Source organism: Lentzea rhizosphaerae (assembly GCF_042649515.1).
Lineage (GTDB): Bacteria > Actinomycetota > Actinomycetes > Mycobacteriales > Pseudonocardiaceae > Lentzea > Lentzea aerocolonigenes.
In genome coordinates this window covers 120352-134274 of sequence record NZ_JBHRZI010000031.1, presented here as the reverse complement: position 1 = coordinate 134274, position 13923 = coordinate 120352, and the positions used below count along the sequence as shown (strand labels likewise).

Here is a 13923-nt window from a genome sequence, read left to right as displayed (position 1 = left end):
GACTTGGTCGGTCAACGCTCTGAAGGAGGTAGCGCGGTGCCAGCAACACGATCAGGTGACGATGGTGAGGGCAGGTGGGAGAAGCTCGCCGAGCTGATCGCCTGGCTGGCAGCCATGGGGGCGCTCGTCTGGATGGTGGGGAAGCGGCCGGAGTCCAAGCCGCGCGGAACATCGAGGCAACCGTAGGAATTTCTCGGCTGGACGGCTGTTCGTTTCCGAAGTTCCGATGTGTGGACCGAAGTCGAGGAAGTATTTCTGTACGGGGTAGTCCAACCGTAGGATGACCTACGGAAACAGGTTTTCACATGTCGGTCCTGCGCGGCTTGGCGCGGTTCCCCGTCTGACGCGGAGCCGCTCGTCCTGCCTGGCCCTTTTGCGGTCACGACGCGGTAAAGCTGCTGGTGAGAAGGTATTGCGGTCCGATGTAGACTGCCGCATCCCGGTGTGCCGGGAGGAGTGAAACCGGCCCCTTCCGTGTGTTGCCAGACGCGCGGTGCCGACGTGTTGGCTCGGCGATTGTCCGCAGGGTTCACACGACGGTCAGGTCGTGTCGCTATGTTCTGGCTGGACGCATGCTCTGGGGCAGTGCGCCACCATAGAAGATCAATATGGTTCGAGCTCTACTTCAGGCAAACCGGGAAATGGCAGGTCGTGGACGCCGTGCTGTGGGGAGTCGTGCGCTTGGCAACCACTCGGTGCGCTCGTGGCGCTCGGACATTCCGCTCCCGAGAAGGAACGATGACCACCCCGAACCAGCCTCTTCGCCGGCCGCAGTCTCACCTCAACGGCGGCGTTCCTGTTCCCCACCTCCCGACGGGTGTGGGGCCGGTGATCGGTCAGCCTGTCACCTCTGTCGACTGGTTCAGGCGCATGCCCAACGGTGGCACCGTGTTCCTGAGGCCCGCTGAGAGCGCGCAGAACGACTGAGTCGTGGTGAACGCCGAAGGGGCCGGGTTTCCGGCCCCTTCGGCGTTCGGTCGTTCGGGATTCAACTTCACAGCCGCATAACGACTGGGCCACAGGGCGTATCCCGGGCCGTAATGACACCCGTTAGGGGGACGTCGATGGTCTTAGATCTCGACATCCCGTCGACCCCAACGGAGTAACCCCGATGCGCCTTACGCCCCTGAGAAGATCCGGCCTGCTCGGTGCCGCCACCGTGGCGGCCGTGGCCACGCTCGCTCTGGTGACCACCGCCTTCGCCGCGCCCGACAAGCCGGTTCTGAACTCCGGCGATGAGCGTGCCGTCGCGTACGACAAGAACGTCGCGCCCGGTCATGACGACGTCTGCACTGTTGGTGGGCTGACCGGCACGGTGGTCGCCAAGGGCAAGTTGACGTTCACCGGTGGTGGCGAGCAGGACCAGTACCTCAACATCACGGCCGTGGACGCCGGCGTGACGGTCACCGGTGTGGTCGTGAAGGGTTCGGACGCGTTCAACGTCTACCTCGCGGCCAAGCTCGGCCCGCTGCCGTGGAACAAGCTCCGGTCGCCTGAGAACAACGGCGGCAACGTCCCCACCATCAGCCACTGGTACGCCTGCGGTGTCAAGAAGGACCAGACGTCCAGCAGCAGCTCGTCGTCGACCTCTCCTTCGACCATCACTCACACGGCGCCCCCGAGCTCGTCTGAGACCACGACGTCGTCGTCCTCCGAGGTCGCGGCCACCACGACCACCACCGCAGCTGGTGCGCCGGGCTCCAACGACCTGGCCTCGACCGGGTTCGGGTCCGCCTGGCTGGTCGGCCTCGGCGCCGCGCTGCTCGCCGCTGGTGTCGCCGTGCTGTTCGTGCTGCGCCGCCGTCGCGCCTAAGAGTTCTCCATCAGCACGCCCCACAGCGTGCCGAAGTTGATGCGTGTTTCGACGTGGAACTCCACGTCCTCAGGAGCCGCCCCGCCGCCGTAGGTCTCTACGGCGCGTTGGGCGGCTTCTTTGCCTCGTGCGCCTGCCAGGCAGGCCAGGTCCCAGGCGATCGGGCCGCGCCAGGTGTCCTCGAAGTCGAGCCACACGGGGCCGGACGCGGTCATCAGCACGTTGCCGTAGTGCGAGTCGCCGTGCAGCGGCTGGACGTCGCGGTGGTGCGCGTCCCACGACGCGAGGAGCTCCTCGTGCCGTTCGCGGAACGGTTCAAGGTCCGGTACGCCCAAGCCGCCCAGGTACTCGAGCGTGTTCTCGACGTCGTCCACAGGGCCGCGCGTGGGGAGGTCGCCCTCGTACAGGCGCAGTTCGGCGTGCAGGTCGGGCAACAGCTTGAGCACGTCCGGACGGGACAACTCGACGGACGGGTCGTGCGGGACGTACGTGCTGAAGGACATGACGAAGCCATCATGCGTGTGAGGTCCGGCGGGCAGCTCGGCGGACGGGGTCACGACGGGGACGCCGCGCGTGGCCAGGAACGCCGACACCGACAGGTCGCGGGCGAAGTGCGAGGCCACCGCAGGGCGCACCAGGGCCGTGCGGGCGGCGATGCGGGCGACCACCGGGGCCGGGCGCAGGTGCACGATCACGTTGCTGCCGTCTTTCAGCACGACAGGATCCGTGCAGGCCACACCATGAGACGCGGCCAACGACACGGCGGCGCGTACAGCAGCAGAAGTCACGCAAGAGAGGCTGGCATCAGCCCTGCGGGAGAAGCGACTCCATTTCCGCTATCTCCTTCTCCTGGTGGCCGACGACGTCCTGGGCCAGCTTGCGGGTCTCGGGGTCGGTGCCGGCGGCGAGGTGCTTGCGCGCCATCTCCACGGCGCCGCGGTGGTGCAGGATCATCAGGGAGAGCCACTGGCGGTCGAACTCGGTGCCGTCGAGGTCGGCGAGGTTGCCCAGGTCGACCATGCCGTGCTTGTCGGTGTGGCCGTGTGACGTGTGCGACGACGCCTGCACCGGGGCGTTCCACGTGCGCAGCCAGCCGTTCATGCGGTCGATCTCCGGCTTCTGCGCTGCGGAGATCCGCTTGGCCAGGTCGATCACCCGCGGGTTGTCCGTGCGGGAGGCGACGAGGTCGCTCATCTCCAGCGCCTGCTCGTGGTGCGGCACCATGCCCTGCGCGAACGCGACGTCCGCGGAGTTGTGGGTGGCGGGTGAGCCGCAGGCGGACAGCGACAGCACAGTTGCGACAGCGACCATTCGGAGCACGGCGGCAGGATACGTGTGACGTGCGCTACGTCGCTGGCCACCGGCCATGGCCCACCCGAATGGAGCTGATCGGCTCCGTCTAATATCCGGTGAGTTTCCCGAACGACTGGTCCCACCAAGGCCTGGAGGCACCGTGACGGCCGTAGCCCCGCAGCCGATCGCAACGCGTCCTTATCCGACGCGCACTGCGGTCAAGGGGTCCTTCCTGCTGCGGATGTTCCGCACCACGGACCACAAGCAAATCGGCATCATGTACCTGGTCACCTCGTTCGCCTTCTTCATGGTCGGCGGCGCGATGGCCATGCTGATGCGGACCGAGCTGGCCCGGCCTGGAATGCAGTTCCTCAGCCAGGAGCAGTTCAACCAGCTCTTCACGATGCACGGCACCGTGATGCTGCTGCTGTACGCGACGCCGATCGTCTTCGGCTTCGCGAACTTCGTGCTCCCGCTGCAGATCGGCTCGCCCGACGTGGCGTTCCCGCGGCTGAACGCGTTCTCGTACTGGCTGTACCTCTTCGGCGGCCTGATCGTGATGGCGGGCTTCATCACCCCCGGTGGTGCGGCTGACTTCGGCTGGTTCGCGTACACGCCGCTGAGCAACGCCATCCACTCGCCGGGTGTCGGCGCCGACCTGTGGATCTCCGGCCTGGTGGTCGGTGGTCTCGGCACCATCCTCGGCGCGGTGAACATGATCACCACCGTGGTCTGCCTGCGTGCGCCCGGCATGACGATGTTCCGCATGCCGATCTTCACCTGGAACATCCTGGTGACGTCGGTGCTCGTGCTGCTCGCGTTCCCGATCCTCACCGCGGCGCTGCTCGGCCTGCTGGCCGACCGCCACCTCGGTGCCCACGTGTTCGACCCCGCCAACGGCGGCGTGATCCTGTGGCAGCACCTCTTCTGGTTCTTCGGACACCCCGAGGTCTACATCGTCGCCCTGCCGTTCTTCGGCATCGTGTCGGAGATCTTCCCGGTGTTCAGCCGCAAGCCGATCTTCGGTTACAACGGCCTGGTCTACGCCACGCTCGGCATCGCGGCACTGTCCGTCGCCGTGTGGGCGCACCACATGTACGCGACCGGCGCCGTGCTGCTGCCGTTCTTCGCCTTCATGACGTTCCTCATCGCTGTTCCGACCGGTGTGAAGTTCTTCAACTGGATCGGCACGATGTGGAAGGGCCAGCTGACGTTCGAGACGCCGATGCTGTTCTCGATCGGCTTCATCGTCACGTTCCTCTTCGGTGGCCTCTCCGGCATCCTGCTGGCCGCGCCCGCGATCGACTTCCACGTGTCGGACACGTACTTCGTCGTCGCGCACTTCCACTACGTGCTCTACGGCACGATCGTGTTCGCGACCTTCGCCGGCATCTACTTCTGGTTCCCGAAGATCACCGGCCGGTTCCTCGACGAGCCGCTCGGCAAGCTGCACTTCTGGACGACGTTCCTCGGCTTCCACGCGACCTTCCTCGTCCAGCACTGGCTGGGCAACGAGGGCATGCCGCGCCGGTACGCCGACTACCTCGCGTCCGACGGCTTCACGACGCTGAACATGATCTCGACGATCGGTGCCTACATCCTGGGCGCGTCGACGCTGCCGTTCATCTGGAACATCTTCCGGAGCTACCGCTTCGGTGAGGTCGTGACGGCCGACGACCCGTGGGGCTACGGCAACTCGCTCGAGTGGGCCACGTCGTCCCCGCCGCCGCGGCACAACTTCACCGAGCTGCCCCGGATCCGTTCCGAGCGCCCGGCGTTCGAGCTGCACTACCCGCACATGATCGAGCGGATCCGGAACGAGGGTCACGTGACCTTCACCGGCAAGACGATCGCGCACAAGGACGCGAAGCCCGCCCCGTCGGAGCTCGCGGCCTCGGCCATCAAGTCGGGTACGGCCTCCGAGAAGGACGACTCGGACCACAAGTAACCTGCACTTCACAGGTTCAACGACGAGCCCCGGCTGCTTCCACGCTGCCGGGGCTCGCCGCGTCTTACGAGGAGACGAACGTGAAAACGCCCGTGCTGATCACCGTGACCGGCCCCGACAAGCCCGGCGTCTCCTCGGTGCTGTTCGCCGTGCTGACCAGGCACGGCGTCGAGGTGCTCGACGTGGAGCAGGTCGTGATCCGGGGCCGGCTGGTGCTCGGGGCGCTGGTCTCGACCGACCACGACCCGGAAGGCCTGCAGGAGGCCGTCGAGCAGGCCATGGCCACCGTCTCGATGCACGTGGAGATCGAGATCGGCGCCGACTCGAAGCGCACCGCGCGCCTGGAGTCGTCGCACGTGCTGATCGTGCTCGGCCGCCCGGTCACCGCGAAGGCGTTCACCGAGGTGGCGCGCAGGCTCGCGTCGCTCGGCGTGAACATCGACGCGATCCGCGGTGTCGCCGACTACCCCGTCACCGGTCTTGAGCTGCGGGTTTCGGTCGCCGACGACACGTTGGAGAACGACGCGGAGCTGCGTTCGGCGCTGGCGGACGTGTCGGTGCGGGTGGGCCTGGACATCGCGGTCGAGCGCGCCGGCCTGACCCGTCGCGCCAAGCGCCTGGTCGTGTTCGACGTCGACTCCACGCTCATCCAGGGCGAGGTGATCGAGATGCTGGCCGCGCACGTCGGGTGCGAGGAGCAGGTGCGCGAGATCACCGAGGCCGCGATGCGCGGCGAGCTCGACTTCTCGGAGTCGCTGCGGCGCCGGGTCGCGCTGCTGGAGGGCCTCGACGCGACGGTGCTGGACGAGGTCGGTGCCTCGCTCGAACTCACGCCGGGTGCGCGCACGACGATCCGCACGCTGAAGCGGCTCGGCTTCTACTGCGGGGTCGTGTCCGGCGGGTTCACGTCGGTGATCACCGGCCTCGCCGACGAGCTCCAGCTGGACTTCTGCGCGGCGAACACGCTGGAGATCGTGGACGGCAAGCTGACCGGCAAGGTCGTCGGCGAGATCGTCGACCGGCCGGGCAAGGCGGTGGCGCTGCGCCGGTTCGCCGAGGAGGCGGGCGTGTCGCTGGCGCAGTGCGTGGCGGTCGGTGACGGTGCGAACGACATCGACATGCTGGGCGCGGCCGGTCTGGGCATCGCGTTCAACGCCAAGCCCGCGCTGCGCGAGGTCGCCGACACCGCGTTGTCGCACCCGTTCCTCGACGCCGTGCTGTTCATCCTGGGCGTCACGAGGGCAGAGGTGGAGGCCGCGGACGCCGCGGACGGCCTGGAGCTGACCCGGCTGTGATGATCCTCGACCTGATCGCCTCCCGGAACTACGCGGAGGAGTCCGAAGTCCGCGCGATGCCGATGGTGTTGCGCATCGAACGCGTCTCGCCGCCTTCCCGGACGGCTCTGCTGGAGGCCGCGGCCGCCTCGGCGGTCGCGGTGTGCCTCGACCCGCGCGCCGACGTGGGCGGGGAGTGGCACGAGGCCGTGCGGGCGTGGGTGGCCGGACGGATCCGCAAGGTGTCGCGGCGAGCTCGCGGCGTGCAGTGGGAGGCCGTCCAGGAGCTGCCGGGCGTGACGATCACCGTGGACGGTGCGTCGGTTCGTTCGCTGCTGCCCGTCCTGGTGTCCGAGACGCCCCGCGAGGTCGCGAAACTGCAGATCTCCGGCTCTGACCTGCCCGTCGACGAGCCGGGGGCGGTTCCTCCCGGTGCGCGGGTGCTGTACGTGAACCCGCGGGTCGAGATGTCCGCGGGCAAGCTCGCGGCGCAGGTGGGGCACGCCTCGATGCTGCTGGCGCCGCACCTGTCCGACGACGAGCTGAAGGAGTGGGCGTCGCTGGACTACCGCTGTGCCGTCCGGACGCCGTCGGTCGCCGAGTGGGACGCGCTGATCGGGCGCGCCGACGTCGTGGCCGTGCGGGACGCGGGCTTCACCGAGGTCGAGCCCGGTACGACGACGGTTCTCTCACCTTTGGGTTAGAACGCGGGCAATTCGGGTAAATCCACTCCTCGTGGGCTTCCTCGACGTTCTCGACGCACGGCTCGGCGACGGGCTGGAGAACCTGTTGTGCTCTCACCACGGGCGAAGACTGCGCCGCCTGGGGTGGGGCGAGGTGATGGACGGCGACGGCGCGGGGTGGTTCACCCCGCGCCGACCCGTGCAGCACGGCAATTCGATCGAGGTTCTGATCGACGGCGCCTCGGCGTTCCCCGTCATCGCCGAGGCGATCGAGAAGGCGCAGAAGTACGTCCACATCGCGAACTGGCACGCGTCGCCGGACTTCAAGCTGACCCGCGAACCGGGTGCGCCGCAGCTGCGCGAGCTGCTGTCGTCCGCCGCGGAACGGGTCCCGGTGCGCGTGCTGCTGTGGGCGGGCCCGCCGATCCCGTTCTTCGAGCCGACGCGCAAGCGGGCCGTGGCGGCGCAGAAGGCCTTTCTGGAGTGCGGCGCGGTCCGGTGCGAGCTCGACGCGCGCGAACGAACGTTGCACTGCCACCACGAGAAGATCGTGATCGTCGACGACGTGGCGTTCGTCGGCGGCCTCGACATGACCGCGGTGGAGGGCGACCGGCACGACTCGCCGAAGCACCCGCCGCGCGACCTGGGCTGGCACGACCACATCGCCCGCATCGAGGGCCCTGCCGTGGCGGAGGTGGCCGCCCACTTCGCCGCGCGGTGGCTGGAGATCGCGGGGGAGACCCTGCCCGTCCCGGAGGTGCCGCCCGAGGCCGGTTCGTCGTCCGTGCAGATCGTGCGGACGATCCCGGAGAAGACCTACGACTTCGCGCCGCACGGCGACTTCAGCCTGCTCGACTCGTACCTGCGGGCGCTGCGGTCGGCGGAGTCGCTGGTGTACCTGGAGAACCAGTTCCTGTGGTCGCCCGAGATCACCGAGGTGTTGCTGGAGAAGCTGAGCCGTCCGCCGTCACCGGACTTCCGGATGGTGCTGGTGCTGCCGCAGAAGCCCAGCAACGGCGCCGACACCACCCGCGGTCAGCTCGGACGGCTCCTGGACGCCGACGACGGCAACAGGCGGCTGATCGCGGCGACCCTGGTGTCGCACGGCGACGACCCCGGCCCGGTGTACGTGCACGCGAAATTGTCCATTGTGGACGACCGCTGGCTCTCCGTGGGGTCGGCCAACCTGAACGAGCACTCGTTGTTCAACGACACGGAGCTCAACGTCGTGACCGACGACCCGGACGTCGTGCGGCGAACCAGGCTGAAGCTGTGGTCCGAACACCTCGGGCTGTCGATCGACGAGGTCTCCGGCCCGGCGCACGTCGTGGTGGACGAGCAGTGGCGTCCGGCCCTGACGGGATCGTCACGGGTGACGGAGCTGCCCGGCGTGTCGCGGCGTGCCGGAAGGTTGCAAGGACCGTTACGTGGATTGCTGGTCGACGGCTGATCTGTAGCACTAGCGTGGCGGAGTGGCCAACGAGGTGACGATCCCGCTGTTGCCGTGCGCCTCCATCGACGAGGTCGCCGAGTTCTACGTGATGCTCGGCTTCACCATCACGTATCGCCAGTACCGGCCGAACTCGTACCTCTCGGTGCGACGCGAGGAGATCAACCTCCACTTCTTCGGCATCCCGGGCTACGAGGCCGAACGGTCGTACAGCTCGTGCCTGATCCAGGTGGAGGACCCGCGCGAGCTGTACGAGGCGTTCGCGCACGGCATGCGCGCGGTCTACGGGCGGGTGCTGGTGTCGGGCCTGCCGCGGATGACCCGGCCGCGACGCGACGGGTTCCTGGTCGTCGACCCCGGTGGCAACTGGATCCGGGTGGTGCCGGCGGTGCGGGAGCAGGCGCCGTCGTCCAACGGGTTGACGCGGGCGTTGCACAACGCGGAGATGCTGGCGGGGTCGCACGCGGCGGAGCGGCAGGCGTTGAAGATCCTGGAACGGGCGTTGGTGCGGGAAGTGCACGCCTCGGAGGAGGAGCGGGCCACAGCGCTGGAGTTCCGGGACGAGCTGCTTGAACGGCTGGGACTGCGTTCCTAGGCCGGGTGCCTGATGCTCTCGAAGATCCTGGCGAACCCCTCCTTGCCGTGGCCCGCGTCGATCTGCCGCTGGATGAGGCGCTGGACCACGTCGATCACCTCGGTGCTGATGCCCTGGTCGGCACTGGCGGTCACGATGTCGGTGAGGTCGGAGAACTCGAGGCTCTGCTGCCCGGCCACGGTGTAGTCGCCGCCGTCGACGACCTCGGCGAACCCGTGGAAGCCGCCGGTCATGGCAGTAAGCCAGGGTGCTGCCGCCGCGGCGAACTCGGTCGCCGTGATGCCCGCCGGCGCGACCATGGCGGCGCCGTGCAGGAACCCCGCGAACATGACGTACATGCCGGAGAGCAGGGCGAGGTCGTACAGCGAGGCCAGTCCGGCGTCCTCGCCGAAGTAGGTGCTGGTTCCCCACAGGTCGAGCAACGGCTTGTACTCGTGGAACACCTCGGCGGACCCGCTGTAGAGGATCGACGACTCCGGCCGGCCGATCATGTGCGGTACGGCCATGATGCCGCCGTCCAGGTACGCGATTCCGGCGCGCTCCGCCCACGCGGCCGACTCCCGTGCCTGGGCCGGTGTCGTCGTGGTGACGTTGATCAGGACTCGTCCGGCGAGCTCGTCGGTGAGCGGGTCGAGCACCTCGTGCACCGACGCGTCGTCGAGCAGGCAGGCGATCACCACCTGGCTGTTCAGGATCGCGTCGCGGGCCGTGGCCGCGGCTGTGGCGCCCTGTGCGACGAGGCCGTCGGCCTTGCCCGGTGACCGGTTCCAGACCGTCGTCGGGTGTTCCGCCCCGATCACGGCGGCGGCGAGGGCGGTGCCCATCGCTCCCAGTCCGAGGACGGTCACGTGAACGTTGTTGCGTGCAGTCATTTTTCCGGATCCCCCTTGTGATCGTCGTTCGGTGGAATCCTCTCCGGCACCGCCGGCGTTGAGAAGAACTGACTAATTAGTGGGGTACTCACTGAAAAGTAAGCGCGTTGGGGGTTCGAGTGGCAGCACGGCGTGGTCCGTACTTCTGCGGCATCGATGCCGCGATGGACGTGGTTTCGGGCAAGTGGAAGTCGTTGATCCTGTGGGAGTTGCAGCACCACGGCACCCGCCGGTTCGCCGAGCTGCGGCGCGGTCTGCCGGGTGTCACCGAGAAGATGCTGAGCCAGCACCTGCGGGAGATGGAGGAGGACGGCCTGGTGCACCGCGAGGTGTTCGCCGAGCTGCGGCGCGGTCTGCCGGGTGTCACCGAGAAGATGCTGAGCCAGCACCTGCGGGAGATGGAGGAGGACGGCCTGGTGCACCGCGAGGTGTTCGCCGAGGTGCCGCCGAAGGTCGAGTACTCCCTGACGGAGCACGGGGTCTCGCTCAACGCCTCGCTCGCTGCCTTGGGCGCGTGGGGCACCGCACGCATCCGGCGGATCGGGGCCGAGAAGGTCGACGTTGCCAGGGCTTAATCTACATAGGTAGTATTGGTGGCGTGGAGCCACTGCAACGCATCGGCAAGGCCACGGTCGACGTGCTCGAAGTGCTTCTGGGTGCGGAAGAGCCACGTTGGGGCCTGGAGATCATCAAGCTGACCGGCAGGCCGTCGGGCAGCGTCTACCCGTTGCTGGACCGCCTCGAACGCGCCGGCTGGGTCACCTCGGCCTGGGAGGACGACGCCGAGCGGCGCGGACCCCGCAGGCGGATGTACCGGCTGACGGCCGAGGGTGCCGCGGAGGCGCGCAAGGTCGTGGCTCGGGCTGCTCCGGCGCCGCGACTGGTGCCGAGGGCGGCGCAATGAGAGTCGCGTTGTTGTTGGTGCGGTTCGCGGCGGCAGTGGTCGGTGACGACCGGTGGCGTGAGCAGTGGGAAGCGGATGTTGTTGGCGCGCGCGAACTCGGCATGTCGCCGTTGGGAGTGGCGGTCGGGGCCGTGCGCGCTGTTGTCGCCATGCCGTCGAAAGGGGTTGCTGTGGCTGGGATCGGACCGTTGGGGATCGCGTTGAGGCACGCGCAGACGCCGCGTGGTCGTGTGTTGGCGATCGCCGTGGTGTCGGCGTTGTTGTTGCTGGGCGGGCTTGTCCTGCTGTTCGCTTGAGCAAATAGCTCGGTGTCGTTTCGGCAGTGGCGGGCTTAGCTTCGGGCGGTGGCGAACGAACTCACCTTTCCGCTCCTTCCCTGTCCAGACATCGACGAGATCGCGTCGTTCTACGAGATGCTCGGCTTCTCGGTCACCTATCGGCAGACGCGGCCGAACCCGTACGTCGCCGTGCGGCGGGAGGACATCCAGCTGCACTTCTTCGGGATGGACAACTTCGATCCCGAGCAGTCGTACGGCACCTGCCTGGTCATCGTGCAGGACACCGGCCCGCTGTACGAGGCTTTTGCCGAAGGCATGCGGGCGGCGCACGGGAAAGTGCTCATCTCAGGCATTCCGCGGATGACCCGGCCGCGGCTGCGCAACGACAGGTACACCGGGTTCAGCGTGGTCGACCCCGGTGGCAACTGGATCCGCATCAACAAGGCCGCCCCGGAACCTGAAGCGCAGACAAAACTCGCCAAGGCCATGGAGAACGCGGCGCGGCAGGCCGACGCTCGCGGTGACGAGCGTCAGGCGTTGAAGATTCTCGAAGGCGCGTTGAAGCGCGCGGACGGCTCCGAACCGGAACTCCAGGAGGCTCAGGCGTTCCGGGACGAGCTGGTCGAGCGGATCACGGGGTCTGGGCCGCGTCCAGGCGCTTGAGGGCGGCGCGCACCACCTCGGGGTCGTAGGTCGTCCAGAACGGGGGGAGCGAGGCGCGCAGGAAGCCGCCGTAGCGGGCCGTGGCCAGCCTCGGGTCGAGGATGGCCACCACGCCCTTGTCCGACATCGACCGCAGCAGGCGGCCGGCCCCCTGGGCCAGCAGCAGGGCGGCGTGCGTGGCGGCGACGGTCAGAAAGCCGTTGCCGCCACGGGAGTTCACCGCTTTCTGGCGGGCCGAGGCCAGCGGGTCGTCCGGCCTGGGGAACGGGATCCGGTCCATGATCACGAGCTGGAGCGACGGCCCGGGCACGTCCACGCCCTGCCACAGCGACAGCGTGCCGAACAGGCACGTGCGCTCGTCCTCGGCGAACTTCTTGACCAGCAGGCCAGTCGAGTCGTCGCCCTGGCACAGGATCGGGTGGTCGAGCTTGTCCCTCAACGCGTCCGTGGCCGCCTTCGCCGCGCGCGTCGAGGAGAAGAGCCCGAGCGCGCGGCCGCCCGCCGCGTTCACCAGGCCCTCGATCTCGTCCAGGTACTCCGGCGGCAGGCCGTCGCGGCCCGGCTGCGGCAGATGCCTTGCCACGTAGAGGATCCCGCTCGACGCGTGCTGGAACGGCGAGCCCACGTCGAGCCCGCTCCACTTCGGACCGTCGATGTCCTTGTCCGTGGCCGCACCCTCGATCTTGCGGACCTTCTCCGACGGCGGCAGGCCCCACTGGCGCGCCATCGTGTCGAAGGCGCCGCCCAGCGTCAGCGTCGCGGACGTGAGAACGGTGGTGCGCTTGGCGAACAGCCGTTCGCGCAGCAGGCCGCCCACGCCGAGCGGGGCGACCCGCAGCGTCGGCGTCTTCTGGTTGAAGTCGCCCGACACCCACACGACGTCGCGTTCCTCGTCGAACGCCTCCAGCACCCGCACCGAGCAGTCGTGGACCTCCTCCAGCAACGCCAGCGCGAGCTTGCGCGCCGTCGCCCCGTCCGGGTCCTCCTTGCGCTCCGACCCCATGGCCGACACGCAGTTGTGCGCGGCGTCGCGGGTGGCGGCCAGCGCCCCGGCGAGCGCCCTGGGCAGCGTGTCGAGCCGGCCAGCGGGCATGTCCTCGAGGATCATCGCCAGCCCGTCGCTGGCCTCGGCCAGCCGATCCGCGACGTCCTGGTCGATGAGCCTGCCGCACCGGCGCGCCGCCATGGCCACCGAAGCCCCGCTGAGCTCCTCCGTCGCTACCGACGTGATGCGGTCGACGAGGTCGTGCGCCTCGTCGATCACCACCACGTCGTGGTCGGGCAGGACCTGGTAGCCCTCCAACGCGTCGATGGCGAGCATCGCGTGGTTCGTGACGACCACGTCCGCCTTGCCCGCCTCCGCCCGCGCCCGCTCGGCGAAGCAGTCGGCGCCGATCGGGCACTTCGACACGCCGAGACACTCGCGCGCCGTCACCGACACCTGCCGCCACGCCTGCTCGCTGACGCCGGGCACCAGCTCGTCCCGGTCGCCGGTCTCGGTGTCCGACGACCACTCGTGCAGCCGCTTCACCTCGCGCCCGAGCCGCGACACCGCGAACGGGTCGAACAGCCCGGCCTCCTCAGGCTCCTCCGGCGCGCCGTTGTGCACGCGGTGCATGCACAGGTAGTTGCGCCGCCCCTTGAGGATCGCGAACGTGGGCTCGCGGCCGAGATCCTTCTTCAACGCCTTCGCCAGCCGCGGCAGATCTCGGTCGACCAGCTGGCGCTGCAACGCGATCGTGGCCGTGGAGACGACCACCGTCTCGTCCTCGGCCACCGCGTGCCTGATGGACGGCACCAGGTACGCGAGCGACTTGCCCGTGCCCGTGCCGGCCTGGACCGCGAGGTGCTCGCCCGTGCGGATCGAGTGGTCGACGGCTTCCGCCATCTCCACCTGGCCAGGGCGCTCCGCACCGCCGACGGCGTGGACGGCGGTCTCGAGCAGGCTCAGGGTGGGGGGAACTTCAGGCACGGGACAGACCGTACCCGGCAGGTCCGACAGTCTCGTCAGACCCGCTCAGTCGCCGCCACCACACCCGCCCCCGCTGTCACCGCTGCCACAGGAGCTCGACGAACATCCGCTCCCGCAGCTGCTGCTGGACGACGTCTCGCGGTACGGCAGGGCCACCAGACCGGGGCAGGCGCGCGTC

At 68.6% G+C, this 13923-nt stretch carries 15 protein-coding genes; 11 read left to right on the top strand and 4 right to left on the bottom strand.

Going from position 1 to position 13923, the window contains the following annotated elements; genetic code table 11:
• Positions 1 to 36 precede the first annotated feature (36 nt).
• Positions 37 to 186 (top strand): hypothetical protein, encoded by a 150-nt coding sequence (locus ACFOWZ_RS36300; protein ID WP_382378454.1) that lies wholly within the window; start codon positions 37 to 39, stop codon positions 184 to 186.
• A 925-nt stretch (positions 187 to 1111) separates the two neighbouring features.
• Positions 1112 to 1813, top strand: a complete 702-nt coding sequence (locus ACFOWZ_RS36295; protein WP_382378453.1) for an LPXTG cell wall anchor domain-containing protein — start codon at positions 1112 to 1114, stop codon at positions 1811 to 1813.
• Here ACFOWZ_RS36295 and ACFOWZ_RS36290 read toward each other — a convergent pair.
• Both ACFOWZ_RS36290 and ACFOWZ_RS36285 read right to left on the bottom strand, forming a co-directional pair.
• Positions 1810 to 2601, bottom strand: coding sequence for a phosphotransferase family protein (locus ACFOWZ_RS36290; protein ID WP_382378452.1), 792 nt, complete (start codon positions 2599 to 2601; stop codon positions 1810 to 1812). The two genes, ACFOWZ_RS36295 and ACFOWZ_RS36290, sit on opposite strands and share 4 nt — an antisense overlap.
• A gap of 16 nt (positions 2602 to 2617) precedes the next feature.
• Positions 2618 to 3124, bottom strand: coding sequence for a DUF305 domain-containing protein (locus ACFOWZ_RS36285; protein ID WP_382378538.1), 507 nt, complete (start codon positions 3122 to 3124; stop codon positions 2618 to 2620).
• 142 nt (positions 3125 to 3266) lie between these two features.
• On the opposite strand from ACFOWZ_RS36285, the gene ctaD reads away from it, so the two are divergent.
• The 5 genes from ctaD to ACFOWZ_RS36260 all read left to right on the top strand — a co-directional run bounded on the left by ctaD (position 3267) and on the right by ACFOWZ_RS36260 (position 9056).
• Positions 3267 to 5054 carry an aa3-type cytochrome oxidase subunit I gene (gene ctaD / locus ACFOWZ_RS36280; RefSeq protein WP_382378451.1) on the top strand — a complete coding sequence of 596 codons (1788 nt, stop codon included), beginning with the start codon at positions 3267 to 3269 and terminating at the stop codon, positions 5052 to 5054.
• An 80-nt stretch (positions 5055 to 5134) separates the two neighbouring features.
• The gene (gene serB, locus ACFOWZ_RS36275; protein ID WP_382378450.1) at positions 5135 to 6349 is read left to right on the top strand and encodes a phosphoserine phosphatase SerB; all 1215 of its coding nucleotides are present in this window, start codon (positions 5135 to 5137) and stop codon (positions 6347 to 6349) included.
• Entirely contained in the window at positions 6349 to 7032 is a 684-nt protein-coding gene (locus ACFOWZ_RS36270; RefSeq protein WP_382378449.1) for a peptidyl-tRNA hydrolase, read from the top strand. The genes serB and ACFOWZ_RS36270 overlap by 1 nt, the downstream gene beginning before the upstream one ends.
• A gap of 31 nt (positions 7033 to 7063) precedes the next feature.
• Complete coding sequence (locus ACFOWZ_RS36265; protein ID WP_382378448.1) at positions 7064 to 8461, top strand: phospholipase D-like domain-containing protein; 1398 nt, start codon at positions 7064 to 7066, stop codon at positions 8459 to 8461.
• Positions 8462 to 8483: 22 nt separating this feature from the next.
• Positions 8484 to 9056, top strand: a complete 573-nt coding sequence (locus tag ACFOWZ_RS36260) for a bleomycin resistance protein (protein ID WP_382378447.1) — start codon at positions 8484 to 8486, stop codon at positions 9054 to 9056.
• On the opposite strand, the gene ACFOWZ_RS36255 is transcribed toward ACFOWZ_RS36260, so the two are convergent.
• Positions 9053 to 9928: an NAD(P)-dependent oxidoreductase gene (locus ACFOWZ_RS36255; protein ID WP_382378446.1), complete on the bottom strand. Its 876-nt coding sequence runs from the start codon at positions 9926 to 9928 to the stop codon at positions 9053 to 9055. The two genes, ACFOWZ_RS36260 and ACFOWZ_RS36255, sit on opposite strands and share 4 nt — an antisense overlap.
• 119 nt (positions 9929 to 10047) lie before the next feature.
• Between ACFOWZ_RS36255 and ACFOWZ_RS36250 the strand changes: the two genes are divergently transcribed.
• Genes ACFOWZ_RS36250 through ACFOWZ_RS36235 form a run of 4 tightly spaced genes read left to right on the top strand, consistent with a single transcriptional unit; the run spans position 10048 to position 11773 of the window.
• Positions 10048 to 10503: a winged helix-turn-helix transcriptional regulator gene (locus ACFOWZ_RS36250; protein ID WP_382378445.1), complete on the top strand. Its 456-nt coding sequence runs from the start codon at positions 10048 to 10050 to the stop codon at positions 10501 to 10503.
• Between the two features lie 23 nt (positions 10504 to 10526).
• Complete coding sequence (locus ACFOWZ_RS36245) at positions 10527 to 10832, top strand: helix-turn-helix transcriptional regulator (protein ID WP_382378444.1); 306 nt, start codon at positions 10527 to 10529, stop codon at positions 10830 to 10832.
• A complete protein-coding gene (locus ACFOWZ_RS36240; RefSeq protein ID WP_382378443.1) occupies positions 10829 to 11128 on the top strand; it encodes a hypothetical protein in 300 nt (99 codons plus the stop codon). The genes ACFOWZ_RS36245 and ACFOWZ_RS36240 overlap by 4 nt, the downstream gene beginning before the upstream one ends.
• 48 nt (positions 11129 to 11176) lie before the next feature.
• Positions 11177 to 11773 (top strand): hypothetical protein, encoded by a 597-nt coding sequence (locus tag ACFOWZ_RS36235; protein WP_382378442.1) that lies wholly within the window; start codon positions 11177 to 11179, stop codon positions 11771 to 11773.
• Here ACFOWZ_RS36235 and ACFOWZ_RS36230 read toward each other — a convergent pair.
• The gene (locus ACFOWZ_RS36230) at positions 11742 to 13745 is read right to left on the bottom strand and encodes an ATP-dependent DNA helicase (protein ID WP_382378441.1); all 2004 of its coding nucleotides are present in this window, start codon (positions 13743 to 13745) and stop codon (positions 11742 to 11744) included. The genes ACFOWZ_RS36235 and ACFOWZ_RS36230 overlap by 32 nt on opposite strands.
• Between the last annotated feature and the right edge of the window lie 178 nt (positions 13746 to 13923).

Excerpts from the sequence above, each read along its gene's own strand:
- ACFOWZ_RS36295 (WP_382378453.1), top strand. The coding sequence starts at position 1,112 with ATGCGCCTTACGCCCCTGAGAAGATCCGGCCTGCTCGGTGCCGCCACC.
- ACFOWZ_RS36285 (WP_382378538.1), bottom strand. The coding sequence starts at position 3,124 with ATGGTCGCTGTCGCAACTGTGCTGTCGCTGTCCGCCTGCGGCTCACCC.
- ACFOWZ_RS36270 (WP_382378449.1), top strand. The coding sequence starts at position 6,349 with ATGATCCTCGACCTGATCGCCTCCCGGAACTACGCGGAGGAGTCCGAA.
- ACFOWZ_RS36255 (WP_382378446.1), bottom strand. The coding sequence starts at position 9,928 with ATGACTGCACGCAACAACGTTCACGTGACCGTCCTCGGACTGGGAGCG.
- ACFOWZ_RS36240 (WP_382378443.1), top strand. The coding sequence starts at position 10,829 with ATGAGAGTCGCGTTGTTGTTGGTGCGGTTCGCGGCGGCAGTGGTCGGT.